We start from the raw sequence: 25,286 nt of genomic DNA on the forward strand, positions 1-25,286 counted from the left end.
TGCACCATGACCACCCCTCGAACCCAATAAGGTGGATGCCGTGACCACCACCACATCGAATCGCTATGCCCTTGCCATTGATATTGGCGGAACCAAAGTCGAAGCCGCTCTCGTCGACCCCCACGGCGTCGTTCTCACCCCGAGCCGCTTTCGCGCGCCAACGGGCCGCGCCTCCTCCAGCGCTCAGCTCGCTGACAGCGTGCGCACGGTCGTGCGACAGTCGATCGCTGAGCTTCCGGATGGCGCGGAGCTGCTCGGTGCTGGCATCGGCAGCGCTGGCCCCATCTCGGTGTCCCGCGGTGAGGTCTCCCCCTTGAACTTGCCCGCGTGGCGTGACTTCGGCGTTCGCGCCCTTGTCGAAGAAGAATTGCCAGGGCTCACGGTGTCGCTGCGCGGCGATGGCAACTGCATCGCACTGGCAGAACACTGGGTCGGTGCCGCTCAGGGAGTGAAGTACTTCATGGGCATGGTCGTCTCCACCGGCGTCGGCGGCGGGCTCATCCTCGACAATCAGCTCATCGACGGTCCCACGGGTAACGGCGGCCATTTCGGTCACGTCGAAGTTGGCGGAGAAACTGTCATCTGCGGGTGTGGCGGAACAGGCTGCGTCGAAGCAGTCGCCGCTGGCCCCAAAACCGTTGAATGGGCACAATCGCAGGGCTGGACTGGCACCACCGGCGAAGAGCTGTCTGCCGACTACGCCGCAGGAAACGACATTGCGATCGCCGCAGTACGCCGCTCGGCGCGTGCCGTTGGCCACGGAATCGCCTCGGCCACCGCACTCGTTGATCTTGAGCTCGTCGCAATCGGTGGCGGCTTCTCGCACGTTGCCGCCGACTACATCGATCTTGTTGCGGACGCGATCACCGATCGAGCGCCCTTCCCGTTCATTACGAAGGTGCGCGTCGTCGCGTCCGGGCTCTCCAGCGATGGACCCCTTATCGGCGCCGCCTCTCTCGTGCACCACCCCGAACGGCTGAGCACGTCAGCTCTCGGCGACTAGTCAACTAGCCGCGCGCCGGTTAATCGTCGAGAGCCGCTGCCGGAAAGTCGATCTCGTCTTCGACGAAACTGGGGCGGGCGAGCATGACAGCGCTGATAAGCGCGAGCAGACTTGTGACGAGCAAGAACATCAAGGGCCAAACCCAGCCGCCGCTGAGCTCACGCACGAGAGCGACAGCAAACGGGCCAAGCGCCGCCACTGAGTAGGCAACGCTCTGCACGAAGCCGCTGAGGGCTGCCGAACCTTCATGGCTTCTCGTACGCAGGTTGATGAGCACGAGGCACAACGGGAACAGGATCGAACTGATTCCAACGAGCACGACCCACAGCCAGGTGGCGACCGTGGGGGCGAACGCAAGACCGGTGAAGCCAATCACGCCGGCAAACACTCCCCCGGCAATGACAACACCGATGTTCTGTACGCGGCTGGCAAGAATAGGGCTCAGGATGCCGAGCGGAATGCCGATGAGCCCAAAGAGAGACAGCATTGCCCCTGCTTCGACCGGGGTGAACTGAGCGGACTCGATAAGAATCTCTGGCAACCACGCAAAGAACGAGTAGAACGCGATCGATGAGACTCCGAAGGCGATCGTGATGGCCCACGCCGTTCGCGACTTCGCGACGGCCCACACCGAAATATGCGGTGTCAGCGGCAGTACACTCTCGTCGTTCACAGCCCGACGCTTGGCGTGGCGCCCCCGCAGCGTCAGTACGAGCCACGGGACGAACGCGGTAAGCGCGAGAGCAGCCCACACCGCAACGGACACACGCCAGCCAGAGGCGTCGGCGATCGGTGCTGCGAAGAACGCCGGAATCGCGGCGCCAAGCGAGATGAGCACGACATAACCGCCCGTTACCGTCGCTAAACGGTCGGGGAAATACTTTTTGACAGCGGGAGGCAGCAGCACGTTGCCGATTCCCATTCCCGCAAGCGCGACAAAACTGCCGATCGCAAGCACGATGTAGTTATCGCTGACGGCACGCAAGCTCGAACCGGCAACCATGGCCGCCGCCGCAATGAGCAGTCCCGCGTCAAGACCGCGGGCGCGAGCGAGCGCTGGCGCCGCGACTCCGGCGATCGCAAAAGCGATCGGCGGCAACATCCCGAGCATCCCTAGGCCTAGGCTCGAGATCGGAATATCGTTTTCGATCACGCCGATAATCGGCGAAATAGCGGCAACCGCGGTTCGCACATTCAAAGCGACGAACAGGATGCCAGCAAGCGCAAGAATGCGCCCCCTCCAGAGGGTGCGCGTGGGGGTAGTCATTCGCACGAGTCTACGTCGTGAAAAGCCCTACCTCTACGATGGTGGGTATCGCCGACAACTCGTGTCGGCTGGCATCTCAGGGAGATAAATATGGGTAACAGCGGATTCGATCTCGGTGACATCGGCGACGTCGTCGGCGATCTCGTCAAAGGCAAGGGTCTTGACACTGACGCTCTAGAGCCCATCTGGGAAGGCATCCAGCCGACCCTCAAAGGTCTCGACACCGATACGATCCTCGAGACTGTCGCGAACTGGGCCAAAGACCTCAACCTGCCGATCATCGGCGATGTGCCCGATGACATCGTGGAGAACCTCAAGAACGGCGTCAAGGTTCCCCTCAACAAGCTCATCAAGGGCTAACCCTCAAGAACTATTTCTTGGGCGTCTTTTTTGCCGAGACGCCCAAGATTTCTCTCACCGCAATCTCATCAAGGCACATTTGCTCGATAAGAGCATCAACTGTCGTGTACTTGACCATGCCGCGAACGTATTCCACAAACTCGATTTCGACACGCTTGCCATAGATATCGAAATCTTGGTCGAGCGCGTGCGCTTCAACCTGCTTCTCGGGCACCCCATCAAAAGTCGGGTTATTGCCGATAGAAACCGCGGACGCAAAGCGAACCCCGTCAACCACAAGCCAGGCCGCATACACGCCATCAGCGGGAATGAAACCCTCAGAGTTTCGATCCAAATTGGCGGTCGGATACCCGAGCTCTCGTCCGCGTTGCTGGCCGAGCACCACCACGCCGCGCACCGAGTGTGGGGCGGTGAGCAATTGCCCCGCTTCGGCCACGCGACCCTCGGAGAGAAGCTCGCGCACAAAGGTTGACGAGACGCGACGCCCTTCCTCAAGAGCAATGTCATCGATGACGACGACGTCAAAACCATGGTTATTGCCCAGAGTGCGAAGCAGGGCGACATCGCCAGCGCCGCGAGCGCCGAAACGGAAATCGGCCCCGACGAGAACAACCTTGGTATCGAGCGCCCCCGCGAGCACCGTCGCGACAAAGTCGTCAGCCGAGACTTCGCTGAGGGCACGGTCAAAGGTCAAGACAAGAGCGGCGTCGACGTCGGTCGTGGCCAGTCGTTCCAGCTTCTGCTCCTTGCTCAGCAAGGGTTGCGGGCACGCTGCAGGGTTCAACAGGCTCATCGGATTGCGGTCAAACGTCACCACAACAGAGCGCAAACCGCGTTCGGCGGCAACCGCGCGCAACCGCGCCAACACCGCACGGTGCCCGCTGTGCACGCCATCAAACTTGCCGATGGTGACGGCAACCGGACCAAAGGTCGCGGGAACAGCGTCAATTGAATCGAAAACATCCATGTCAGCGTCTCCCCTCAGCACGACGCACCCGATACAGCCAGATAAGGCCAAGCACCGGAAGAGCGAGAGGCACGAAGAGGTAGCCGGCACCGAAAGCAGACCAGACAGTATCTGCCGGGAACAACACGGCATCCACGAGACTGAGGATTCCGACGGTAATCACTCCGACAAGTTCAAACACGATCGCGATCACAGCGACGCGGAACCAGACACGACCCGAGCGAATGAGCGCGACAGTGGCAACGATGTAGACAAGCCCCGCAAGACCAGACAACAGATACGCCACGGGCGCCTCATCGAACTTGGTAGCGATTTGAAACAGTGACCGAGCGGTAGCGCCCAGCGCCATCACCGCATAAACGGCGATCAGCACTCGGCCGATGCCCGAGGCAGTCGAAGAAGCTTTCCTAGTCATCACATTCAACTTTAGGCGCTCTCGGCTAGGCCAATTGCACAAACCAGATTTGGCTCATGCGGTAAACCATGATGGCGATCGACAAACACGCCACCCCCAAGATCACCGTGCTCCAGCGGTTGCGCTCGATAAGCCCCCACATGACCGCTGCGGGAGGGATCAGGATGGCCGAGACCAAGTAGATCCAGAACTCTAGAGAACTACCCGTCGCCACGTTCCCGAGCAACGGCGCAATGATCGCCATGACCAGTTGGACGATGAGCAACAGCTCAACCAGCAACGTTGCCCCCAGGGTGTAATCATTGGGCTTCACTCGCGCGAAGCCGACAATCACGGCGCCAAGGCCTGCGGTGACCGCCACAACGATCTGAACCCACACAAACCACTCAACCATTGTTCGGGGTTCCTTCCTCAGAGGCGGACTCGCCGTCGCCCGTCACCAGAAGCTCAGGCGCTGCTGGCTCGGCATCCGGTCGAAAATTCGAGAGGATTCGGGCGCGACCATCAACAATTTCGAGGAGGCCGACTAAGCGGCCCTCTGAGTTGAGCGCCGCAAGTGCCCCCTCGCCCTGGGGCTCCAAAGCAATTTGCTTGCCCTGCGCCAAATCAGCAGCCTGCTCATCATCGAGCTCAACAGTGTCAAAGAGCACTCGGGCCACGACGGCCGGCGCCACGAGCTTCGTTTCAAGGTCCTCATCGACAGCACTCGCCTCCTCGACGGAGAACGGCCCAACCCGAGTGCGACGCAGCACCGTCAGGTGACCGCCAACTCCCAGCGCCTCCCCCATATCGCGAGCAAGAGCGCGGATGTAGGTGCCGGAGGAACAATCCACTCGAACCTTCACATCGATGAACTCTCCGCGCGCAATCTCCAGCACCTCGAAAGCAGAAACCGTGACCGCTCGCTCAGCGAGCACGACCTCTTCGCCCGCGCGAGCCAACGTGTACGCGCGGCGACCATCTACCTTGATGGCGCTCACGGAACTGGGGCGCTGCGAGATAGCGCCAGTGAGATTGGTGACGGCGTGCGCGATGGCATCGTCGGAGACGGCAGCGAGAGCCGCGGCATCCGCGGTCTCAGAGAGTTCGCCCTCAGCGTCGTCAGTGTTTGACGATGCCCCCAAACGAATCGTGGCGGTGTACTGCTTGTCGAGCCCGACGAGATACGTGAGCAGGCGAGTCGCATTGTTGACGCCGAGCACAAGGAGCCCGGTGGCCATCGGGTCAAGCGTTCCGGCGTGCCCGATCTTGCGGGTGCCCACTGATTTGCGGGCCCGTGAGATCACGCCATGGCTCGTGATGCCTTGAGGCTTATCCACGAACAGAATCCCGCTCGTCGGATTGCGCGGCGGCTTAGCCATGACATTCCTTTCCGCACGGGTGCCCCGGATGGGCAGCCCCACAACTTTAGCCAATTCTGACGCGGTCGATGTGCGGCGCTCCATTGCGTCGGTCACGAAAAATGTTCACGCAGTACGCCTAGACTTCCCCTATGCGAATCGGCGTTATTGGGGCGGGTGCCGTTGGCGGTGCAATAGCAGCGTTGCTCGCGCGCGCTGGCAATGATGTCGAAGTGACGGCACGGGGAGCTCACCTCCGCGCCATCCGCGAATCGGGCCTCACCCTCACCGGCGCGTGGGGCGACAGCGTTTCTCGCGTGCGTGCCTCTGGCACCCTCAGCCGCATCAACGAGCTCGTGATCGTCGCCACAAAAGCGCACGACGCCGAAGAAGCGATTCGCGAGAACATTCGCTTTTTGCGTGACCTTCCCGTTGTCATCTTTCAAAACGGCCTCGACTCGCTCGATGTTGCCACCTACGCCTCCCCGCGCTCAGACATCATCGGCGGGCTCGCCACCTTCGCCTCCTCGTTCCTCTCCCCCGGCACCATCCATGTCACCGCCGCTGGCCCCAGCTATTTGGGTGTTGCCGGAGACAACGATGTGCCAGCACGTTATGCCGCAAACGCGCTCAACGCGGTCATGCCGACCTTCGCTGTGTCCAACTTTCGCGGTGCGCAGTGGACAAAGCTCGTCATCAACCAAGTCAATGCGCTGCCTGCGGTTACTGGCCGTAGCGTGCAAGACGTCATCGAAGAGCCCTTGCTGCGACAGATAATGACCGCGAGCATGCGCGAAACAGCACGCACTGCCCTTGCCGCCGGCATCCGCTTCGAGACGCTTCAGGGGCTCTCCCACCGACGCCTTCGTAATCTGGCACGGTCACCGCTGTGGCTCGGTCAGATCATCCCCCTGCTCATGAGCCGGCGAATGGGGCGCACCCCCAATCCTGGCTCGACGCTGCAGAGCATTCGTCGCGGTCAACCCAGTGAAGTGGATGCCCTCAACGGTGCCGTGGTGCGTGCCGCTGACGAACTGAACCGTGCCGCTCCCCTCAACGCACTGATGGTCGAACTTGTTCACGGCGTCGAAGAGACCGGCAATTTTCTGACCACGGAGGATGTTGCCGCGCGATTCGCTGCGCTCGACACCACGCCTCCCTCCACGCGTTAGCCAGCGCTCCACAGCCCCACACAACGCACCCCACGACCCCGACGAAACCGACAAACCTCCGTGACCGCAGAAACCACGACGGCCGACCGCGCTGAACTCGCCAGGCTCATCGGTGACTGGTTCGTCGAATATGGCCGCGATCTGCCCTGGCGACACGACGGCTTCGGCGCGTGGGGAATCCTCGTGAGCGAGATCATGCTCCAGCAAACCCCGGTCGTTCGCGTGATCCCACGGCTCGAACAGTGGCTCGAACGCTGGCCATCGCCCGCCGCCCTCGCCGCTTCCGCCCCTGGCGACGCTGTTCGGGCGTGGGAACGCCTCGGGTACCCGCGCCGTGCCCTCAACCTGCACGCCGCCGCAACCGCCATCGCGGAGCAGCACAACAACGTGGTTCCCGAGGATGTGCCGACCCTGCTGGCGCTGCCCGGGATCGGCGACTACACGGCTCGCGCTGTCGCCGTGTTCGCCTACGGCCACCATCATCCGGTCGTTGACACCAATGTGCGGCGGGTGATCGCCCGGGCCGTCAACGGCGAGGGCGAAGCCGGCCCGCCCTCGAGCACACGAGACCTCGCAGCCATGGAGCAGCTGCTCCCGGATGACCGGGCTGCCTCTCCACTCACAAATGCCGCCGTCATGGAACTGGGCGCGATCGTGTGCACGGCCAAGAAACCGCTATGCGAGCAATGCCCGGTGCGCGAACTGTGCGCGTGGCGTGCTGCCGGTTACCCGGCCTATGAGGGCAAACGGCAGGTCGTGCAGAAAAAGTTTGAGGGCTCAGACCGGCAAGTGCGCGGTCTGATCCTTGCCGAGCTTCGGGCCAGCGATGTGCCGGTCACCGCAGACGAAATCACGCAGGTGTGGGCGGATGCCGAACAGCGTGAGCGCGCACTAGCAGGTCTCCTGAAAGACGGACTCGCCGTCGCTGAGGACTCGGGCTACGTACTGCCCTAACGGGCGTGAATCAGCCGCTCTGCCGGCACGCGGCAGTCGCTAGGCGTGAGTGGTGTCATCCTCGTCGTCGTCAAAGCCTGCGGCTTCTTCTTCGGCGGCGAGATCGCGAGGCTTAACGTAAGGATCTTCGTCCCCCGCGTAGCGTGCGGTCTTCTTGAGTACTTCAACTGAGGCGTCGCGCTGCTGCGCTTCCGTCAGGAGCGACTCAATGAGGGCAGCGTTCTCGGGGATTCCGTCGGCAATGAACTCGATAGACGGCGTCAGGCGGGCTGTAATGTTCTTGCCCACTTCACGGCGCACGAGGCCGGTGGCCGATTTGAGAGCCGCTGCGCTGTCGCTGCGTTCTTCGTCGGTGCCGTACACCGTGTAGAAGACCGAGGCATGCTGGAGGTCGCCGGTTACCCGGACGTCAGTGATGGTGACAAAGCCGAGGCGCGGGTCTCGGATGCCACGCTCAAGCGTTTTGGCAACGATCACTTTGATACGGTCGGCCATTTTCGCGGCACGAGCTGCGTCAACCATCTCTACTCCTTCTATAACTTTTGCTGCCTCGAGAATAACCGAGGCGTTGACGGCACCCAGGTCAGGAAGCGTGCGGAGCCTGCGTAGCTCCGCTTCCTGACCTGGGTGCCGTCATAAGCCAGCGAGATTAGACTCGCGGCTTTTCCTTCATTTCAATTGTCTCGATCTCGTCACCGATTTGGATGTCGTTGAACTTACCAAGTCCGATACCGGCTTCGTAGTCGGTACGAACTTCAGTGACGTCATCCTTGAAGCGACGCAGCGAGTCGATCGCGAGGTTGTCGCCAACGACGACACCTTCGCGGATAACTCGTGCCTTGGCGTTTCGCGTGATCGTTCCCGAACGCACGATGACACCAGCGATGTTTCCGACCTTGGAGGAACGGAAGATCTCGCGGATCTCAGCAACACCCGACTGAACTTCTTCAAATTCAGGCTTGAGCATTCCCTTGAGCGAGTTCTCAACGTCTTCAAGTGCGGCGTAGATGACCGAGTAGAAGCGCACATCGACACCTTCGCGAACGGCGCGCTCGCGTGCCTTCGGGTCGGGGCGAACGTTGAATCCAATGATGATGGCGTTGTCGACCGTGGCGAGGTTGATGTCGCTTTCGGTAACAGCACCGACACCGCGGTGGATGATGCGCAGCTGAACCGAGTCATCAACATCAATCTTGAGCAGCGACTCTTCGAGGGCTTCAACAGCACCCGATACGTCACCCTTGATGATGAGGTTGAGCGATTCGACCTTGCCGTCTTCGAGGGCCTTCGTGAAGTCCTCGAGGCTGATGCGCTTGCGGCTACGAGCGAGCATTGCGTTGCGCTCTGCTGCTTCGCGCTTTTCAGCGATCTGGCGGGCCATGCGGTCGTCGTCGGTAACCAAGAACACGTCGCCGGCCTTGGGTACTGAAGTCAGACCGAGTACGGCAACGGGGCGCGAAGGCTCCGCGTGAGTAACCGATCCACCATTCTCGTCGAACATGGCACGAACGCGACCGTAAGCGGTACCCGCAACGATGGGGTCTCCGATTTCAAGTGTTCCCGACTGGATGAGCACGGTAGCAACAGCACCGCGACCCTTGTCGAGCTTGGCTTCAATCGCGACACCACGAGCGTCCTTGTTGGGGTTTGCACGCAGGTCGAGTCCGGCATCCGCTGTCAGGAGCACTGCGTCAAGAAGCTCGGTGATACCGACCTTGTTGAGCGCCGAGACATCCATGAACATGGTGTCTCCGCCGTACTCTTCTGCAACGAGGCCGAATTCGGTGAGCTGCTGGCGCACCTTGGCCGGGTTTGCACCCTCTTTATCGATCTTGTTGATCGCGACAACGATCGGAACGTTTGCTGCCTGAGCGTGGTTGAGTGCTTCAACCGTCTGGGGCATGATTCCGTCGTCTGCTGCAACCACGAGGATGGCAACGTCGGTGACCTGAGCACCACGAGCACGCATAGCGGTGAACGCTTCGTGACCCGGGGTGTCAATGAAGGTGATCGGACGTTCGATACCGTCGTGCTCCTTGACGACCTGGTAAGCACCAATGTGCTGCGTGATGCCGCCGGCTTCGCCAGCAACAACGTTGGCGTTACGGATGGCGTCAAGCAGCTTGGTCTTACCGTGGTCGACGTGACCCATGACGGTAACAACGGGAGGACGGATGACGAGTTCGTCGTCTGATTCGTCTTCGAGTTCTTGAGAGAGGTCCATGTCGAAGCCGAGCAACAACTCGCGGTCTTCTTCTTCTGGCGAGACCATTTCGATCTTGAAGCCAAGTTCTTCACCGAGGATGTCGAACGTTGCCTCGTCGAGAGACTCGGTCGCTGTCGCCATCTGTCCCAAGTGGAACAGTACGGTGACGAGGTTTCCGGGGCTCGTGTCGATCTTGTCGGCAAAGTCGGTGATCGATGCACCACGGCGAAGGCGAATAACTTCCTTGCCGTTTCCGCGGGGGACGCTAACGCCACCAAGCGACGGTGCTTCTCTCAGTTCGAACTCTGCCCGCTTCGCCCGCTTGGACTTGCGTGCCTTGCTCTTGCCGCCACCGCGACCGAAAGCACCTGCGGTGCCTCCGCCGGGACCGCGACCGCGACCGCCGGCTGGTGGACGGTTAGGCCCAAAGTTGTTTCCTGGTGCTCCACCGGGACGGAATCCGCCACCAGCTCCACCTGGGCGTGCGCCGGCTCCTGCTCCAGCAGGACCGCCTGGACGCTGACCGAAGCCACCGGGGCGCTGACCCTGACCGGGTCCACCCGGACGAGGTGCACCGGGACGAGGTGAACCTGGGCGCGGCGAACCGGGACGAGGTGCCCCCGGACGCGGAGCGCCAGGACGAGGCAAGCCCGGACGCGGAGCGCCGGGACGAGGAATCGAGCTTGCGCCACCGGCAGGTGCGGGACGCCCCATGCCTTGATTGGAGGCGAAAGGGTTGTTTCCCGGACGGGGAGTACCCGGACGAGGAACAGAGGAAGGGTTGGGAGCATCTGCTGCGCCGCCCTCGGGCTTTGCACCAGACTCGGCAGAAGCCTTTTCTGCGGCCAGTGCCTTTTCAGCAGCCAGTGCCTGAGCTTGACGCTCGGCAACCGTCAGAGGAGCGGGAGCCGCGCCTTCTTCTGGTTCAGCAGTGTGCTCGGGCTCCGGTGCTGCTGCGGGTGCTTCCTCAGCAACAGGTGCTGGGGTCGGCGCGCTTGGCATCGGAGTTTTGGGCTTCGGTGTCGCTTTAGCGGCAGCCTTCGGCGCGGCCTTGGGAGCAGCCTTGGGCTTCTCCGGCTCTGCCGGTGCTTTCGCTGCGTCAGCTTCGAGTGCAGCCTTCAACCGTCGTGCGACGGGGGGCTCAATGCTCGATGACGGGCCCTTAACGAATTCGCCCATTTCTTTGAGCTTCGCTAGAGCAGCCTTGCTATCGACGCCAGCTTCGGCGGCGACTTCGTGTACGCGTGGTTTTGCAGCCACTTTTCTCCTGTCTGGGTCTGCTCCCAGACAGGGGCAGACCACTAATTACGGACGGAACTCATTTCGAGCCGCTCATTAGTTGTCCATAGGTCAATCAGCCTGTTCGTTAGGGGACATCGGTTGATGTCCCGCCTCATATTCAGCTAACACTGAAAGAAGTGCTCCGGTATCTAGCGGTGGTTCCACCTTCAACGCACGTGCAAAAGCTCTGCGTTTGATTGCAGACTCAAAACACGTGGTTGTGGGATGAAGCCACGCACCGCGACCCGGAAGTGTGGCCGAATGGTCGGCCACAACCGCACCGTGAGATGCGATAACCCTCAGTAACGAGGATCTGCTGGCGCTCGCGCGACAGCCAATACACGTTCTTACTGCTTCCATGATACCCCTACTCTGCAATCCCGCACTCCCCCGCGCCCGACACTGAGCGCACGCGGCGATGGAACGCTACTGGCTCTCCCCTCAGCACACTGCGCTGAGGGGAGAGCCAGGCGAACGACTATTAGTCGTCGAGAATCGAGTCGGGCTGGATGTCGATGCGCGCGCCGGTGAGCTTGGCAGCCAGTCGGGCGTTTTGCCCTTCCTTGCCAATCGCCAATGACAGTTGGTAGTCGGGCACGAGGGCACGCACTGCCTTGGTGGCCTCATCGATCACGAAGGAGCTCGATACCTTGGCGGGCGAGAGAGCATTAGCAACAAACGTGGCCAGGTTCTCGGAGTAGTCGACGATGTCGATTTTCTCGTTGTTGAGCTCCGCCGTTACTGCCCGCACACGCTGGCCGAGCTCGCCAATGCACGAACCCTTCGCGTTGATGCCGGTCTCGGTTGCCCGAACCGCCATCTTGGTGCGGTGGCCCGCCTCGCGGGCTACAGAAGTGATTTCTACCAGTCCGCTGGCAATTTCTGGAACCTCAAGCGCGAAGAGCTTGCGAACGAGCGACGGGTGGGTACGGCTGACCGTAATCTGCGGCCCCTTGTCGCCCTTGTTCACTGCGGTGACGTACACCCGGATGCGTGATCCGTGCGTGTATTCCTCGCTGGGGACCTGCTCTTCGGGAGGCATGATTGCCTCCACCGAGCCGAGGTCGATGTGGATCATGCGCGGGTTGGGACCCTGCTGGATCACTCCGGCAACGATGTCTCCCTCGCGACCCTTGAACTCGCCAAGAACCTTGTCGTCACCAATGTCGCGCAAGCGCTGGTTGATGACCTGTTTTGCCGCGAACGCTGCAATACGTCCGAAATCACTGGGGCTGTCTTCAGCCTCGCCAATAACCGCACCCTCTTCGTCATACTCAGGGACCCAGACACTGACGTGTCCGGTTTTGCGGTCGAGCACAACGCGAGCGGTCGGCTGTACTTCGACAGCCTTACCTTCGGGAGCCTCAACGTGCTTGAGATAGGCGCTCAAAATCGCCTGCTCAATGATCTGCACCAGTTCTTCGAACGGTATCTCTCGCTCGCGCTCCATCATGCGCAGCACGCTCAAGTCGATATCCATTGAGGACCTCCGATATTCATTTAGGGGTTGTGACTCAGAACCGTCTGCGGCTCCGAACTTGCTAGTTTAGCTGGCTTATGTGGTGAGTGCGGCGACGACGTCGGCGACAGGGGTGCTCGTTCGCTCGTTCGTCGCGCGATCCCAGACTTCGACCATTCCATTGGCGGCATCGCGACCGACAATCACAATCATGGGTACACCGAGGAGCTCAGCATCGCCGAACTTCACCCCGGGCGAGACCTTCGGGCGATCATCGAAGAGCACGTCAAGGCCGGCCTGCTCGAGCGAGCTGACAAGCCCTTCAGCGGTCTCGTAGACGACAGCATCCTTGCCTGCCGCAACGATGTGCACGTCGAAGGGGCTGATCTGCTTGGGCCACAACAGGCCCTTGCCGTCATTCGTGGTCTCAGCGATGGCCGCCATCAAACGGGTGACACCGATTCCGTAGGACCCCATCGTGACGGTGACAAGCTTGCCGTTCTCATCGAGAACCTTTAGTCCGAGCACCTCGGCATACTTGCGGCCGAGCTGGAAGACGTGACCGATTTCCATGCCGCGAGCGGTCTCAATGGGACCGCTGCCGTCAGGGGCAGGATCGCCGGCACGGACATCCGCCACCTCAACGGTGCCATCAGAGATGAAGTCACGACCGGCCACGAGACCGAGAACGTGCTTTTCGTGGAGATTGGCACCCGTGATCCACTGCGTGCCATCAACGACGCGGGGGTCGAGCACGAAGCGCACGCCCGTCGTCGACTTCTCGCCGATGACAGCGCCCTCGGGCGACCACGGACCGATGTAGCCCTTGACGAAGCCGGGGTTTCCCTCGAGCTTGGCCAGTTCGGCGAAGTCTTTTTCCGTGGCAGGTTCGACCTCAGCGGGCGCGAAGGCAACCTCGGCGCGCTTCATATCGACGTCGCGGTCACCGGGCAAACCGACGACGACGAGCTCGCGCGTGCCATCGATCGAGGTAAGAGCCAGAACGATGTTCTTGAGCGTGTCTGCTGCAGTCCAAGGACGATCGTCGCGGGGCTGCTCTTCGTTAGCGAGAGCAACAAGAGTGTCGATCGTGGGAGTGTTCGGCGAATCGAAAATCAGCGGGGCGGGCAGGCCGTCAATCGGCAATGCCTCGGGAACAGTCGTGCGGTACGCCTCAACGTTGGCGGCGTAGCCACCAGCCGAGCGCACGAAGGTGTCTTCGCCGACGGGGGTGGGGTGCAGGAACTCTTCGCTCTTGGAGCCACCCATCGCACCGGCATCCGCCGACACGACAACGTACTCGAGGCCCAAGCGGTTGAAGATGCGCTCGTAGGCGTCACGGTGCTGCTGGTACGAGACGTCGAGTCCGGCATCCGTGTAGTCGAAGGAGTAGCTGTCTTTCATCGAGAACTCGCGACCACGCAGCAGACCGGCACGGGGGCGGGCCTCATCGCGGTACTTGTCCTGGATTTGGTACAGCGAGAGCGGCAAGTCTTTGTAGCTCGAGTACAGGTCTTTCACGAGCAGCGTGAAGACCTCTTCGTGCGTGGGTGCCAACAGGTAGTCGGCGTCTTTGCGGTCTTTAAGACGGAAGATGCCGTCACCGTACTCAGTCCAGCGGCCCGTGAGCTCATACGGTTCGCGCGGCAGCAGAGCCGGGAACAACACCTCTTGGGCACCAAACGACTCGAGTTCTTCACGGATGACCGCTTCGATCTTGCGGCGAACCTTAAGCCCGAGTGGCAACCACGCAAAAACACCGGGAGCCTGACGACGGATGTAGCCGGCGCGCACCAAAAGGCGGTGGCTTGCTACTTCAGCATCGACGGGATCTTCGCGAAGCGTGCGGACAAAGAGTTGAGAGAGACGTGTAGACACGCCTCAATGGTAGTGCGCCTACGGGGTGAGAACTTGCGGACTTCCCGTGGCACCGGCAGGCATCTCTGCTGCGATGCGGTTGGCCTCTTCGATCAAGGTCGCCACGATGTCTGCTTCGGGAACAGTCTTGATGACTTCACCCTTCACAAAGATCTGGCCCTTGCCGTTACCACTGGCAACACCGAGGTCAGCTTCGCGAGCTTCACCCGGTCCGTTGACTACGCAACCCATGACGGCGACGCGCAGAGGAACCGTCATGCCCTCGAGGCCCTCAGTGACATCGTTCGCGAGCTTGTAGACATCGACCTGCGCACGACCACACGAGGGGCACGAGACGATTTCAAGCTTGCGCTCACGCAGGTTGAGCGACTGCAGAATTTGCAGGCCTACCTTGATCTCTTGCACAGGAGGAGCCGACAGCGAGACACGAATCGTGTCTCCGATGCCCTCCGAGAGCAGGATGCCGAACGCCGTAGCGCTCTTGATCGTGCCCTGGAACTCCGGGCCCGCCTCGGTCACACCGAGGTGCAGCGGCCAGTCGCCGCGCTCTGCGAGCATGCGGTACGCCTTGACCATGACGATGGGGTCATTGTGCTTGACCGAAATTTTGAAGTCGTGAAAGTCGTGCTCTTCGAAGAGGCTTGCCTCCCAGACAGCGCTCTCTACGAGCGCTTCTGCGGTGGCCTTGCCGTACTTCTGGAGCAGGCTCGGCTCAAGAGAGCCGGCGTTGATACCAATGCGCAGGCTTGTGCCCGCATCCTTGGCAGCCTTAGCGATCTCGCCAACCTTGTCGTCGAACTTGCGAATGTTGCCCGGGTTGACGCGCACGGCGCCTACTCCGGCATCGATCGCCGAGAACACGTAGCGCGGCTGGAAGTGGATGTCGGCAATAACCGGAATCTGGCTTTTCTTCGCAATGATGTGCAGAACATCCGCGTCATCCTGATGAGGCACAGCAACACGCACGATGTCACAACCGGATGCCGTGAGTTCGGCAATCTGCTGCAGCGTCGCGTCAATGTTGGTGGTCTGCGTCGTCGTCATGGACTGGACGCTCACTTGTGACTCGCTGCCGACGCCTACTGAACCGACCTTGATCTGCCGGGTCTTGCGACGGGGAGCGAGGACTTCAGGGACTTTCGGCATTCCGAGATTAATTGCTGGCACTAACCCATCCTAAAGCCGACTCCTGAACATCAGCGGAACGCTAGCGCGCGCCGAGGTGAGCAGTCAGTGCATCGACGAACTCCTGCGGGCGCTCCAGGTGTGCTGAGTGGCCGCAGTTCTCCCACGCCAACTCGGTGTATTGCCCACCGTTGGCCTGGTACTGGTCGAACACGGCACGGGTCTGCTCGATCATCGGCTGCGGCGGAGCAACCTCGGCGCCGGGCCAGCCGGGAATCACGCCAAGCTGCCCCAAAAAGTTCAGGTCGAACCCCGAGGCATCCGACACAATCGCGTCTTGCAGGCCGCGCACCCACAAAATGCGCGGCTTGGTGGCAAGTTCGGTAATGCCGCTGACGTTGAAGTGGTCGGGCGTCATGGTGTTGAGCACTCCGCGACCGCCGGGAGCAAAGCCGGGCCACGGCTCAACAGCAACCGAGTCGCCAGGGTAGTTGTCGTCGCCGGTGGCGGTCGTGAGCATCGACTCGACCCACAGATCTTCGTGCTCGGTGTGGGCTGCGGCATCCGCCACATAGGCCGTACGGAACACCATGCGAGCGGATGTCGGCGAATCGTCGGCCGCATCGCCCGCGTTCAATTGAGCGACGAAGTCGGGGTTCGCTCCCCCGCCGCCCGTGCCAGAGCACTCCGGATTGAGGAGCTCGCCATTCGCCCCCTTCGTTCCGCCAAAGCCATAGGGCGAGACCGGTGAAACGAACGAGACGGTGTCGACACGGTCAGCGTGGTCGAGCATGAACTGCATGACGACTCCGCCGCCCATGCTCCAGCCGACAAAGCTCGCACGCTCGATGCTGAGCGCGTCGAGCACGGCTGCGATGTCGTCGGAAAAGTCGCGAACGCCGCGGGTGGCATCCACGGGAAGAGTTTCGCTGTCACCGAAGCCGCGCAGGTCAATCGCCACCGCGCGAACACTGCTATCGAGCGCGAGCATCGTCGGCTGCCAGAACAGCGACGACGAGACGTTTCCGTGCACGAACACCACCGTCGACGTTGCGGTGTCGGATGGGCGCTCAAGAACCGACGCGACAATGCGCGGTGTGGTGACGCTGTGCTGAACGATGCCGTCGAGAAGGGTAGCCATGGTGTGTCCTTTGGTGAGTGGAACTGCGGGTGGTGGCGAAATTATTTAGGAGGCGAGCTCGACGATGAGCTCGGGTTCGGTAGCGGCGCGGACGGTTGCTTCGTCAACGCCGGGAGCGAGTTCGCGAAGAACGAGACCACGGTCGGTCACATCGATCACCGCTAGATCGGTGATGATGCGGTGCACGACACTCCGGCCCGTGAGCGGCAGGGAGCATTCGTTCACGATCTTGGGGCTGCCATCTTTGGCGACATGCTCCATGAGCACGATGACGCGCGCAGCACCGTGCACGAGGTCCATGGCGCCGCCGGGACCCTTGATCATCTTGCCGGGAATCATCCAATTGGCGAGATCGCCGGCAACGGACACCTGCATGGCGCCGAGGATGGCCGCATCGATTTTCCCGCCGCGGATCATGCCGAAGCTCATAGCGGAGTCAAAGAAGGCGGTGCCCGGGAGGGTCGTGACCGTCTCTTTTCCCGCGTTGATGAGGTCGGGGTCGACGTTCTCTTCGGTCGGGTATGGCCCAACGCCCAAAATGCCGTTCTCCGACTGCAGCACAACCGTGCGGCCCTCAGGAACGTAGTTGGGCACGAGGGTCGGAAGGCCGATACCGAGGTTCACATAGGAGCCGTCGGCCAGTTCCAGCGCGGCACGCGCCGCCATTTCTTCGCGAGTCAAAGCCATTATGCGACCACCTTCTGCACTGTGCGACGTTCGATCCGTTTCTCAACATCGGAGCCAACCTCGATGATCCGCGTGACATACACGCCGGGCAGGTGAACGGCATCCGGTTCTATCTCGCCTGGCTCGACGAGTTCTTCGACCTGGGCGATGCACACGCGGCCAGCCATTGCGGCAAGCGGCGAGAAATTGCGGGCCGACTTCGCGAAGACGAGGTTGCCGTGACGGTCGCCCTTGAGCGCGTGCACGAGTGAGAAGTCGGTCGTGATCGCTTCTTCGAGCACAAAATCTTTGGCGATGCCGTTCACGTCGAACGAGCGCACCTCTTTTTGTGGCGAGGCGATCGCGATGCCACCCGAACCGTCGTAGCGGCGAGGCAGGCCGCCCTCGGCAACCTGCGTGCCCACACCCGTCTGAGTGAAGAACGCACCAATACCCGACCCGCCAGCACGCAGCTTTTCGGCAAGAGTGCCCTGGGGAGTCAGCTCGACTTCAAGCTCGCCCGTTAAAAACTGGCGCTCGAACTCCTTGTTTTCCCCGACATACGACGATGTCATCTTGCGGATGCGGCGGGCAGCCAGCAGAACGCCGAGCCCCCAATCATCCACACCACAGTTATTGCTGACGATGCTGAGGTCATCTGACCCCAGCTCAAGCAACGCCTGAATGAGCACCATCGGATTTCCGCACAGGCCAAAGCCGCCAACGGCCAGAGATGCCCCGCTGGGAATATCAGCGATTGCTTCGGCCGCCGACCCCACTGTCTTATCGATGCTCACGCTCGGACCTCCCGCGGTTGATTCGCCAATATTTCAGTCATGACGCCCGCAACACGGTCTGCACCGCGCGGCGTCAAAGTAATCGTGTAGTGATTGACCCCTGGCGCCTCATGAAATGTCACGTGAGGAAGCTCCGACCGCCAGTGGTCGCACTGTTCCGGAGAATACAACGCCGGAACCTGATTGAGAAGACCCCGCGGTGCCCGGATGAAGTGCACCGGCATCGTGAGCCCCTGAAGCCCTGCGAGATAGTCGGTGTCGCCGCTCAGCTGCAGGGCATCGAAACTCACTGCCGCCAGGTTGCTCGCCGGGTGCAACTCGGGGGCGGTTCCCACCAAGTCATAGTCGACATAGTCGCGGATGGCCTCAGTGAAATTATCGGCAAACGCCGGATGCACTCGCCAGAAGTCTTGGTAACTCTCGCGATCGGCGAATGTCATCGACAGCCGATCAACAGCCGGCCCCAGAATCACCTGCGGCAGGTCTTCCATCGACACACCCTCCGGTGCCGGAATCGGCAAACCGCCATCAATCAAGAGGAGGCTGGAGACACGCTCCGGGTACTGCGCCGCCAAGGTTGCCGCGACGAAAGCACCCATCGAATGCCCGACGACGCGCGCGGAATCAGTGCCGGTTGCAGCCAACAGCGCGTTCATGTCCTTGGCGTGCTGCGGCATCCCGAACGGGGCGGGAAGATCACGGCTGGCGCCACGCCCCCGCAGGTCAGGAGCGATCACCCGGTAGTCGGGAAAAGCTGCGGCCACGAGCGGCCACGACATGTGGGAGGCCGTAATGCCGTGGATGAGCAGGATGGTGCCGCGCGGTTCCGACTCGGGCTCCCACACTGCTGCGGTGAGCTCGCCGCCGTCGACCGTGCACGTGATGGTGGTGTGTTGCTCGGTCATCGTGCGCTCCAGCCGCCATCCATCGTGTACGAGGCACCTGTGACCATTCCGGCCGTGTCCCCCGCGAGCCAGAGCACGAGATCGGCAACCTCACTCGGTTCGAGGAGTCGCTTGATCGCGCTCTCAGTGAGCATGACTTTCTCGACAACTTCAGACTCGGGGATGCCGTGCACTTTCGCCTGATCGGCAATCTGCTTTTCGACCAGCGGGGTTCGCACGTAGCCGGGGTTGACGCAATTACTCGTGACACCGTGGGCGCCACCTTCGAGCGCTGTGACCTTGGAGAAGCCCTCAAGCCCGTGCTTCGCGGTGACATACGCCGACTTGTACGGCGAGGCACGGAGGCCGTGCACCGAACTGATGTTGATGATGCGGCCGAATTCACGCTCGTACATCTTCGGCAGAGCAGCCCGAACGAGCAAGAACGGTGCCTTGACCATGAGGTCAAGGATGCGGCTAAACATCACCGGATCGAAGCTCTCGATGGGACTGACGTGTTGGATTCCTGCGTTGTTGACGATGACATCCACATCGAGAGTGAGATCGGCGAGCGCCGCAGTGTCTGTGAGATCGACTTCCCAGACTTCACCGCCAATGCGGTCGGCTTGAGCTTTCGCGGCATCACCATTGAGGTCCGCCACAATGACGTGGGCTCCCGCGCGAGCAAGCGATTCGGTGCACGCGGCACCGATTCCGCTCGCTCCGCCGGTGACGAGGGCTCGACGGCCCGTGAGATCGGTCATTTCTCGACTCCTTCGGTGCGCGGCTCTGGCACAGCCAAAGCGCGGCGGATAAACGTAATCATTTGATCGAGAACTTCATCGGGCACGCGCGAGGTGCCGCTCGCGGTCGGGTCAGCATCGTGGCCGGCGTCGGGCGAATCGCCCCACAGCACCCAGCGCATCCCGATCATTTCGCCGATTCCCATGAGGGCCCACGCGGCGACAGTCGGGTCGATGTCACCGATTTCGCCGAGCAGTTGAGCTTCTTTGAGGCCCTCGATGTAGCCGTCGACGATGCGGGAATAGTGCAGGCGCAGCGACTTGGGCGACACAAATTCGGCCTCGCGCACGACACGGTAAAGGGCGGGGTGTTCGGCGGTGAATTCAAAGAAGGCCCTGAATCCAGCACGTTCTGATTCGATGCGGTTGGATGCCGCCCCCGACGCTTCGCTCATGGCACGACGAACGCGGCGGTTGAGATCCTCAACGAGCTCTTCGAAGATTTCGAGCTTGCTCGCGAAGTAGAGATAGAAAGTGCCCTGGCCTACGCCGGCCTCTTCCGTAATGCGCACGACAGAGGCATCCGTGTAGCCATAGCGGGCAAAGATTGTTTCGGCAGCCTCGATCAGTTTCGTCTTAGTGCGAGTGCCGCGAGCGGTAAGGGGTGTGCTCATGAACTGATCCGTCCGTGTTGTAAGGGCTGTTCTGTCCATTGCTCCAGCAGCACCCGGCGGCGAACTTTGTCGCTGGATGACCGCGGAATACGGTCAACGAAGATGACCCGTTTGGGAACTTTGAACTTGGCGAGACTTGCCCGCGCAAACTCAAGAACGTCGGTCTCGTCGGTCGATGCTCCTGATCGCACGACAACCCAGGCGATAGCGACTTCGCCCCACGTCTCGTCGGGAACCCCAACGACAGCGACGTCGGCGATTGCCGGATGCCCGAAGAGCACCCCTTCGATCTCGGCGGGCGCTACGGACTCTCCCCCGGTGATGAAGATGTCTTTGAGGCGGTCGAGAACGCGATAGTAGCCTTCCGCGTCACGACTGACGAGATCGCCGGTTGCCAGCCAACCATCACGCAGAGCAAGTGCGGTGGCTTCGGGAGCACGAAAGTAGCCGCTGAAGACTCCGGGCCCGTGCACGAGCAACTCGCCCTGGCCTGCGCCCTCAATGCGTTCCCCCGTGACGGGGTCGGCAATGTCGACATCCACGTGAGGGTAGGGCTTGCCCGCTGAGCCGATGCGGGTGCGTGCTTCTTCATCGGGCAGGCACAACACGTTGGGTGCCGCTTCGGTGAGGCCGTAGCCCTGTGTGAGAGCGACGCCGCGGCTGTGCCAGACGCGCAACAGCGGTTCGGGCATCGGCGCTCCCCCGACAATGGCGTGTTCGAGGCTCGAGAGGTCGCTGGAGGCGAAGCGCGGATGCTGCGACAAGATCAAGTAGTTCGCAGGCACGCCCATCATCGTGGTGATGCGACGGTCGGCGATGAGCTGCAGCACGCGGGCCGGATCAAAGGTGCGCTCGAGCACGACGGTCGCGCCCATCCACCAGGCCAGCAGCGGCTGAATGTTCCAACCACCGACGTGGTACTGCGGCATGACCGCGAGCACGGTGTCGGCGCTCGTGATCTCGGCGGTGCGCGAGAGCGAGAGGTTGGTCCAGAAGCAATTGGCGTGAGTAAGGATCGCGCCCTTGGCCTGATCGAGCGTTCCCGAGGTGAAGATGATGAGCAGCGCATCGTCGTCGCGCACGGGGCGACGCACGGGCTCGCCGCTCGCGTGCTGGAGCGGGGCGACCATGTCGCGTTCAATACCGTGAGTGCCGAGGATGCCGCGAGCAATCGGCACGATAAGACGATCAGTGGCGAGAGTGGCCAGGGTTGCAAATTCGTCCTCAACGAGCAGCAGTGCGGGGTCTGCCTGTTCCAGTTGCTGGGCGATCTCTCGCGGCGACAGTCGCCACGAGAGCGGCACGAGCACGAGTCCTGCTTTGGCGCAGGCGAAGAACACGACAACGTGGTCCGAGCTATTGCCCGTGATGGTGGCGATGCGATCGCCGACACCGTAGCCGCCATCGAGGAAGGCTTCGGCGAGCGCCGTAGCACGGTCATCCAATTGGCGGTAGGTCAGTACGACGCCGCGGTCATCGACAGCAACACGGTCTGGGGTGGCGAGCGCGCGGTCAGCGGTCCACCGCCCTAGCGTGTGGAGCCCTTCAGACTGGGTCATTCCGCCTCCTCAAGCAGCTTGCGCTCTGACGGCGTGGCAGAGGTGCCTGTGGAGAGGCGCTGCACCGCACCGGCGATTCCTCCGGGAAGGAACAACACCACAAGGATAAACAGGGTGCCGAGGATAAAGAGCGGTTCGGAGAGAGGAATGCGCAAAATCGCGGGAAGCCCATCGATGGCATCCGAACTTGCGAGCGCTGTGAGCCGCTGGTCAAGCAGCGTGTAGATGATGCCACCAACGATCGCACCCCAGCGCGAGCCGACACCTCCGAGCACCACAATCACGAGGATCGTGAGCGTGAAGTCGGCCGAGGTTGCCCGCGGTGTTGTGCCGCTCTGCAGCAGCAAGTGCACCATTCCCACGAGCGAGGCCAGCACGGAGGCGATGACAAACGCCATGAGCTTCACGCCGAAGGGGCGAAGGCCAAGCACTCGCACGCGCAGCTCGTTTTCGCGAGTTGCCGTCACTGCATGACCGGCACGAGAGTTTTCGAACCACGCGACAATCACGAACACGACGACGAGCAGTGCGAGTGAGAGCCAATACAGGTTGCGGGTGTTGATCACTCCGATGAAGAAATCAGGGATGTGCTCGGTGTCGAGCCGCAGACCTTCTTCACCGCCCGTGATGCCGGGGTTGCGTCGCACAAGCACGTTGCCGGCTTGAGCGAAAGCGAGCGTGACCATTGCAAAGGAAATCCCCGTGACTCGAAGGCTCAGCGAGCCCAGAAGATACGCGGCGGCAATGACAACCGCGAGAGTGAGACCGAGAGCGGGAATCAGCGTCAACTCAGTCTGCTGCAGCACGATGCCGAGACCATAGGCCCCGAGAGCGAAGTACAGCGCGTGGCCGAAGGACAGCATCCCGGCAGTACCAAACAGCAAGTGGTAACTGAGCGCCAGCGATGCAAAGAGCAAAGCGAGCGCGAGCAGTTGCAGCGTGCCGGGTGTGTAGGTGGCGCCCGGCAGCACGCCGGGGATCGAGAGGTTGAGCAGTGGCAGCAGGGCGGCTACGACGACGAGAACGCCACCAACGATCCACCAGGTGCGCTGACTCAGGTGTGCGAGCGACTTCATGCTTTCTTCCCCAAGATTCCGGTTGGGCGCACCAACAAGACGACGGCGAGCAGGAGAACGACCATGAGGTCACCTGTTCCACCCCAGAAATAGTTCGCAAACTGCTGCAGGACGGCGACCACCACCGACGCGATAGCGGCGCCAGCGAGTGAGCCCAGACCACCGATCACGGTGACGATGAACGCAAAGATCAGGAGCGATCCGCCGAGCTGGGGCGAAACGTAGCCGAAGTAGTGCGAGGCGAGGACGCCGCCCAAACCGGCGGCAGCGCCACCGATCGCGAACACGACCGTGAAGGCCTTGCGCACATCGATACCGAGTGCAGTCACCATGGACCGATTCTCAACACCGGCCCGAATGATGAGGCCGAAGCGGGTGTAGCGCAGGAACGCAACGATTCCGAGCAGCACCAGGACTGCCGCACCGATCATCAAGAAGCGATCGTTGGGAACGCGTGCCCCTAAAATTTCGGTGGTCTGCGACAGCCACGGGGGTGCTGTCACGTAGATCGGGTCGGTGCCCCAGATGCCCTCGAACAGAGCAACCGTCGCGAGCGCCAATCCGACCGTCACGAGCACTTGCTCGATATGCCGGTTGTAGAGGCGCCGGATGAGCAGAAACTCCGTCGCGGCAGCAACAGCAGCGCCGACGACCATTCCGAGCAGCATCGAGGCGATGAGGGTGCCCCAGCTTTCGCCGCCCATCCGTCTCGATAGCTCCCAGCCGGCGAAAGCACCGAGAGTCAGGAACGAGCCGTGCGCAAAGTTCAGCACGCCCATGAGGCCGTAAATCAGCGAGAGACCGGATGCGACCAAGAAGTAGAGCGCACCGAGGCCGAGTCCTGTGATGAGCAGGAGAATTATGGTGCTCACGCGACCCCCAACAATTCTTTCGTGAGGGCTTCGTTGCCCAAGAGTTCTTCGGCGCTGCCGTCGTAAACCACGCGACCGCCTTCGAGCACGATGGCCTTCTCGGCGAGCATCCGCACGACCTGCAAGTTTTGTTCGACCAGGAGCACCGGCACGGTTTGAGCGGCGCGCTCGAGTGCTTTCGCGACATCCATCACGATGAGCGGGGCGAGGCCCTTGGTCGGTTCGTCGACGAGCAGCACTCGGTTGTCGTTCACGAGCGCTCGTGCCAGTGACACCATCTGCTGTTGACCACCCGAGAGGGTGCCGGCAAGCTGACCGGCCCGCGCAATGAGGTCCGGAAAAAGTTCTTCAATGAGCTGGCGGTTCGGCGTGGAATCACGCTCTGCCAGCCGAAGGTTTTCGTTCACGGTGAGCGAGGCAAAAACTTCGCGGTCTTCGGGAACATAACCAACGCCCCGCTGCACGATGCGGTGAGTCGGTTCGCGATCAACGCGCTCCCCCGCAATTGTCACTTCACCCGAGCGCTCGATGAGGCCCATGATCGCTCGCAGAGTGCTCGTCTTACCGACGCCATTGCGGCCGAGAAGCGCCGTAACACCAACGGGGAGCATCTCAAAGCTCACATCCTCGACAACTTGCTGACCCTCGATGTTGGCGTTCAAACCAGCAACCGTCAGAATCGATTCGGTCATAGTGGAGCCCCCAAATAGGCCTTCTGCACCGCTTCGTCTGCCATGACGGCATCCGGGGTGTCACACGCGAGCAAACTGCCATGGTGCATCACTGCCACCCGGTCGACCAGGCCAAGGACGACATCCATGTGATGTTCGACCATCAGCACGGTGCGACCCGACTGGTGAACCTGGCGAATAACTTCGGTGAGCCCGGCAACGTCGCCAGAAGCAACACCGGCCATCGGCTCGTCGAGCAGGATGACGCTGGGATCGGTGGCCAGCAACATGGCGATTTCGAGCTTGCGTTTGTCACCGTGCGACAGCACCCCCGCCTCCGTAGCGGCGTGGTGGCTGAGCCCGACCTCGTCGAGGCGAGCTCGAGCAATTGTGGTCGCTTTGTCGTGAGACCGCGGGAAGCGAAGCACCGAGGTGGCACCGCCCAGTTTCACTTGAGCGGCGAGACGCACGTTCTCCAGCGCACTGAGCGCCGGGAAGAGGCTGGATGTTTGAAAGGTTCTGCCGAGCCCAGCCCGGGCCCGCGCATCAATGGTCTGATTCGTGACATCGCGCCCCTCGAGGGTGACTGTTCCCGTTGTCGGAGTCATCACTCCCGAGATGAGGTTGAAGAGCGTGGTTTTTCCGGCCCCATTCGGGCCGATCACGCCGAGCATCTCACCCTGGGCGATCGAGAGAGACACGTCATCGATGATGACGGCTCCCCCGATCGTGAGGGCAAGGTGCTCGACCGTGAGCACGGGCTGGTTCGACATAGT

General features: G+C 61.7%; 26 protein-coding genes. 4 read left to right on the forward strand and 22 right to left on the reverse strand.

The window, feature by feature from the left end:
- The first annotated feature begins 40 nt into the window (after positions 1–40).
- Positions 41–1,003 (forward strand): ROK family protein, encoded by a 963-nt coding sequence (locus tag I6E51_RS13415; protein ID WP_197110635.1) that lies wholly within the window; start codon positions 41–43, stop codon positions 1,001–1,003.
- A 19-nt stretch (positions 1,004–1,022) separates the two neighbouring features.
- Here the strand turns inward: I6E51_RS13415 and I6E51_RS13420 are convergent, their stop codons facing one another.
- On the reverse strand, positions 1,023–2,270 hold the full coding sequence (locus I6E51_RS13420; protein WP_197110636.1) for a CynX/NimT family MFS transporter: 1,248 nt from the start codon (positions 2,268–2,270) through the stop codon (positions 1,023–1,025).
- A gap of 90 nt (positions 2,271–2,360) precedes the next feature.
- Between I6E51_RS13420 and I6E51_RS13425 the strand changes: the two genes are divergently transcribed.
- A complete protein-coding gene (locus I6E51_RS13425) occupies positions 2,361–2,630 on the forward strand; it encodes a hypothetical protein (RefSeq protein ID WP_197108846.1) in 270 nt (89 codons plus the stop codon).
- Positions 2,631–2,640: 10 nt separating this feature from the next.
- Here the strand turns inward: I6E51_RS13425 and I6E51_RS13430 are convergent, their stop codons facing one another.
- Genes I6E51_RS13430 through truB form a run of 4 tightly spaced genes read right to left on the reverse strand, consistent with a single transcriptional unit; the run spans position 2,641 to position 5,373 of the window.
- On the reverse strand, positions 2,641–3,597 hold the full coding sequence (locus I6E51_RS13430) for a bifunctional riboflavin kinase/FAD synthetase (RefSeq protein WP_197108848.1): 957 nt from the start codon (positions 3,595–3,597) through the stop codon (positions 2,641–2,643).
- A gap of 1 nt (position 3,598) precedes the next feature.
- Positions 3,599–4,012, reverse strand: coding sequence for a hypothetical protein (locus I6E51_RS13435; protein ID WP_197108850.1), 414 nt, complete (start codon positions 4,010–4,012; stop codon positions 3,599–3,601).
- Between the two features lie 25 nt (positions 4,013–4,037).
- Positions 4,038–4,406, reverse strand: coding sequence for a hypothetical protein (locus tag I6E51_RS13440; RefSeq protein WP_197108852.1), 369 nt, complete (start codon positions 4,404–4,406; stop codon positions 4,038–4,040).
- Entirely contained in the window at positions 4,399–5,373 is a 975-nt protein-coding gene (gene truB / locus I6E51_RS13445; protein WP_197110637.1) for a tRNA pseudouridine(55) synthase TruB, read from the reverse strand. Before truB ends, I6E51_RS13440 begins: the two co-directional genes overlap by 8 nt.
- A 131-nt stretch (positions 5,374–5,504) precedes the next feature.
- On the opposite strand from truB, the gene I6E51_RS13450 reads away from it, so the two are divergent.
- Positions 5,505–6,524 (forward strand): ketopantoate reductase family protein, encoded by a 1,020-nt coding sequence (locus tag I6E51_RS13450; RefSeq protein WP_197110638.1) that lies wholly within the window; start codon positions 5,505–5,507, stop codon positions 6,522–6,524.
- A 108-nt stretch (positions 6,525–6,632) separates the two neighbouring features.
- Entirely contained in the window at positions 6,633–7,478 is an 846-nt protein-coding gene (locus tag I6E51_RS13455; RefSeq protein WP_307784020.1) for an A/G-specific adenine glycosylase, read from the forward strand.
- Positions 7,479–7,517: 39 nt separating this feature from the next.
- Here the strand turns inward: I6E51_RS13455 and rbfA are convergent, their stop codons facing one another.
- The 17 genes from rbfA to I6E51_RS13540 all read right to left on the reverse strand — a co-directional run bounded on the left by rbfA (position 7,518) and on the right by I6E51_RS13540 (position 25,283).
- Positions 7,518–8,000, reverse strand: a complete 483-nt coding sequence (gene rbfA / locus I6E51_RS13460; RefSeq protein WP_197108865.1) for a 30S ribosome-binding factor RbfA — start codon at positions 7,998–8,000, stop codon at positions 7,518–7,520.
- A gap of 127 nt (positions 8,001–8,127) precedes the next feature.
- Entirely contained in the window at positions 8,128–10,944 is a 2,817-nt protein-coding gene (gene infB / locus I6E51_RS13465; RefSeq protein ID WP_197110640.1) for a translation initiation factor IF-2, read from the reverse strand.
- Between the two features lie 90 nt (positions 10,945–11,034).
- On the reverse strand, positions 11,035–11,325 hold the full coding sequence (locus I6E51_RS13470) for a YlxR family protein (protein WP_197108869.1): 291 nt from the start codon (positions 11,323–11,325) through the stop codon (positions 11,035–11,037).
- Between the two features lie 121 nt (positions 11,326–11,446).
- On the reverse strand, positions 11,447–12,445 hold the full coding sequence (gene nusA, locus I6E51_RS13475) for a transcription termination factor NusA (RefSeq protein ID WP_197108871.1): 999 nt from the start codon (positions 12,443–12,445) through the stop codon (positions 11,447–11,449).
- 75 nt (positions 12,446–12,520) lie between these two features.
- Positions 12,521–14,302 (reverse strand): proline--tRNA ligase, encoded by a 1,782-nt coding sequence (locus I6E51_RS13480; RefSeq protein WP_197110641.1) that lies wholly within the window; start codon positions 14,300–14,302, stop codon positions 12,521–12,523.
- An 18-nt stretch (positions 14,303–14,320) separates the two neighbouring features.
- On the reverse strand, positions 14,321–15,469 hold the full coding sequence (gene ispG / locus I6E51_RS13485) for a flavodoxin-dependent (E)-4-hydroxy-3-methylbut-2-enyl-diphosphate synthase (protein WP_197110642.1): 1,149 nt from the start codon (positions 15,467–15,469) through the stop codon (positions 14,321–14,323).
- 40 nt (positions 15,470–15,509) lie between these two features.
- Positions 15,510–16,568 (reverse strand): alpha/beta fold hydrolase, encoded by a 1,059-nt coding sequence (locus tag I6E51_RS13490; RefSeq protein WP_197110643.1) that lies wholly within the window; start codon positions 16,566–16,568, stop codon positions 15,510–15,512.
- A 45-nt stretch (positions 16,569–16,613) separates the two neighbouring features.
- Positions 16,614–17,255, reverse strand: a complete 642-nt coding sequence (locus I6E51_RS13495) for a CoA transferase subunit B (RefSeq protein ID WP_197108877.1) — start codon at positions 17,253–17,255, stop codon at positions 16,614–16,616.
- On the reverse strand, positions 17,255–18,031 hold the full coding sequence (locus I6E51_RS13500) for a CoA transferase subunit A (protein WP_197110644.1): 777 nt from the start codon (positions 18,029–18,031) through the stop codon (positions 17,255–17,257). Before I6E51_RS13500 ends, I6E51_RS13495 begins: the two co-directional genes overlap by 1 nt.
- On the reverse strand, positions 18,028–18,936 hold the full coding sequence (locus I6E51_RS13505; RefSeq protein ID WP_197110645.1) for an alpha/beta fold hydrolase: 909 nt from the start codon (positions 18,934–18,936) through the stop codon (positions 18,028–18,030). Before I6E51_RS13505 ends, I6E51_RS13500 begins: the two co-directional genes overlap by 4 nt.
- Entirely contained in the window at positions 18,933–19,679 is a 747-nt protein-coding gene (locus I6E51_RS13510) for a 3-hydroxybutyrate dehydrogenase (RefSeq protein ID WP_197108882.1), read from the reverse strand. Before I6E51_RS13510 ends, I6E51_RS13505 begins: the two co-directional genes overlap by 4 nt.
- Positions 19,676–20,332 (reverse strand): TetR/AcrR family transcriptional regulator, encoded by a 657-nt coding sequence (locus I6E51_RS13515; RefSeq protein WP_197108884.1) that lies wholly within the window; start codon positions 20,330–20,332, stop codon positions 19,676–19,678. Before I6E51_RS13515 ends, I6E51_RS13510 begins: the two co-directional genes overlap by 4 nt.
- Positions 20,329–21,891 (reverse strand): class I adenylate-forming enzyme family protein, encoded by a 1,563-nt coding sequence (locus I6E51_RS13520; protein ID WP_197110646.1) that lies wholly within the window; start codon positions 21,889–21,891, stop codon positions 20,329–20,331. The genes I6E51_RS13515 and I6E51_RS13520 overlap by 4 nt, the downstream gene beginning before the upstream one ends.
- Positions 21,888–22,967 carry a branched-chain amino acid ABC transporter permease gene (locus I6E51_RS13525; RefSeq protein ID WP_197108887.1) on the reverse strand — a complete coding sequence of 360 codons (1,080 nt, stop codon included), beginning with the start codon at positions 22,965–22,967 and terminating at the stop codon, positions 21,888–21,890. Before I6E51_RS13525 ends, I6E51_RS13520 begins: the two co-directional genes overlap by 4 nt.
- Positions 22,964–23,839: a branched-chain amino acid ABC transporter permease gene (locus I6E51_RS13530; RefSeq protein WP_197108889.1), complete on the reverse strand. Its 876-nt coding sequence runs from the start codon at positions 23,837–23,839 to the stop codon at positions 22,964–22,966. The genes I6E51_RS13525 and I6E51_RS13530 overlap by 4 nt, the downstream gene beginning before the upstream one ends.
- Positions 23,836–24,531 (reverse strand): ABC transporter ATP-binding protein, encoded by a 696-nt coding sequence (locus I6E51_RS13535; protein WP_197110647.1) that lies wholly within the window; start codon positions 24,529–24,531, stop codon positions 23,836–23,838. The genes I6E51_RS13530 and I6E51_RS13535 overlap by 4 nt, the downstream gene beginning before the upstream one ends.
- On the reverse strand, positions 24,528–25,283 hold the full coding sequence (locus I6E51_RS13540) for an ABC transporter ATP-binding protein (RefSeq protein WP_197108891.1): 756 nt from the start codon (positions 25,281–25,283) through the stop codon (positions 24,528–24,530). The genes I6E51_RS13535 and I6E51_RS13540 overlap by 4 nt, the downstream gene beginning before the upstream one ends.
- Positions 25,284–25,286 lie beyond the last annotated feature (3 nt).

It is taken from the genome of Salinibacterium sp. NSLL17 (assembly GCF_015864935.1).
Lineage (GTDB): Bacteria > Actinomycetota > Actinomycetes > Actinomycetales > Microbacteriaceae > Rhodoglobus.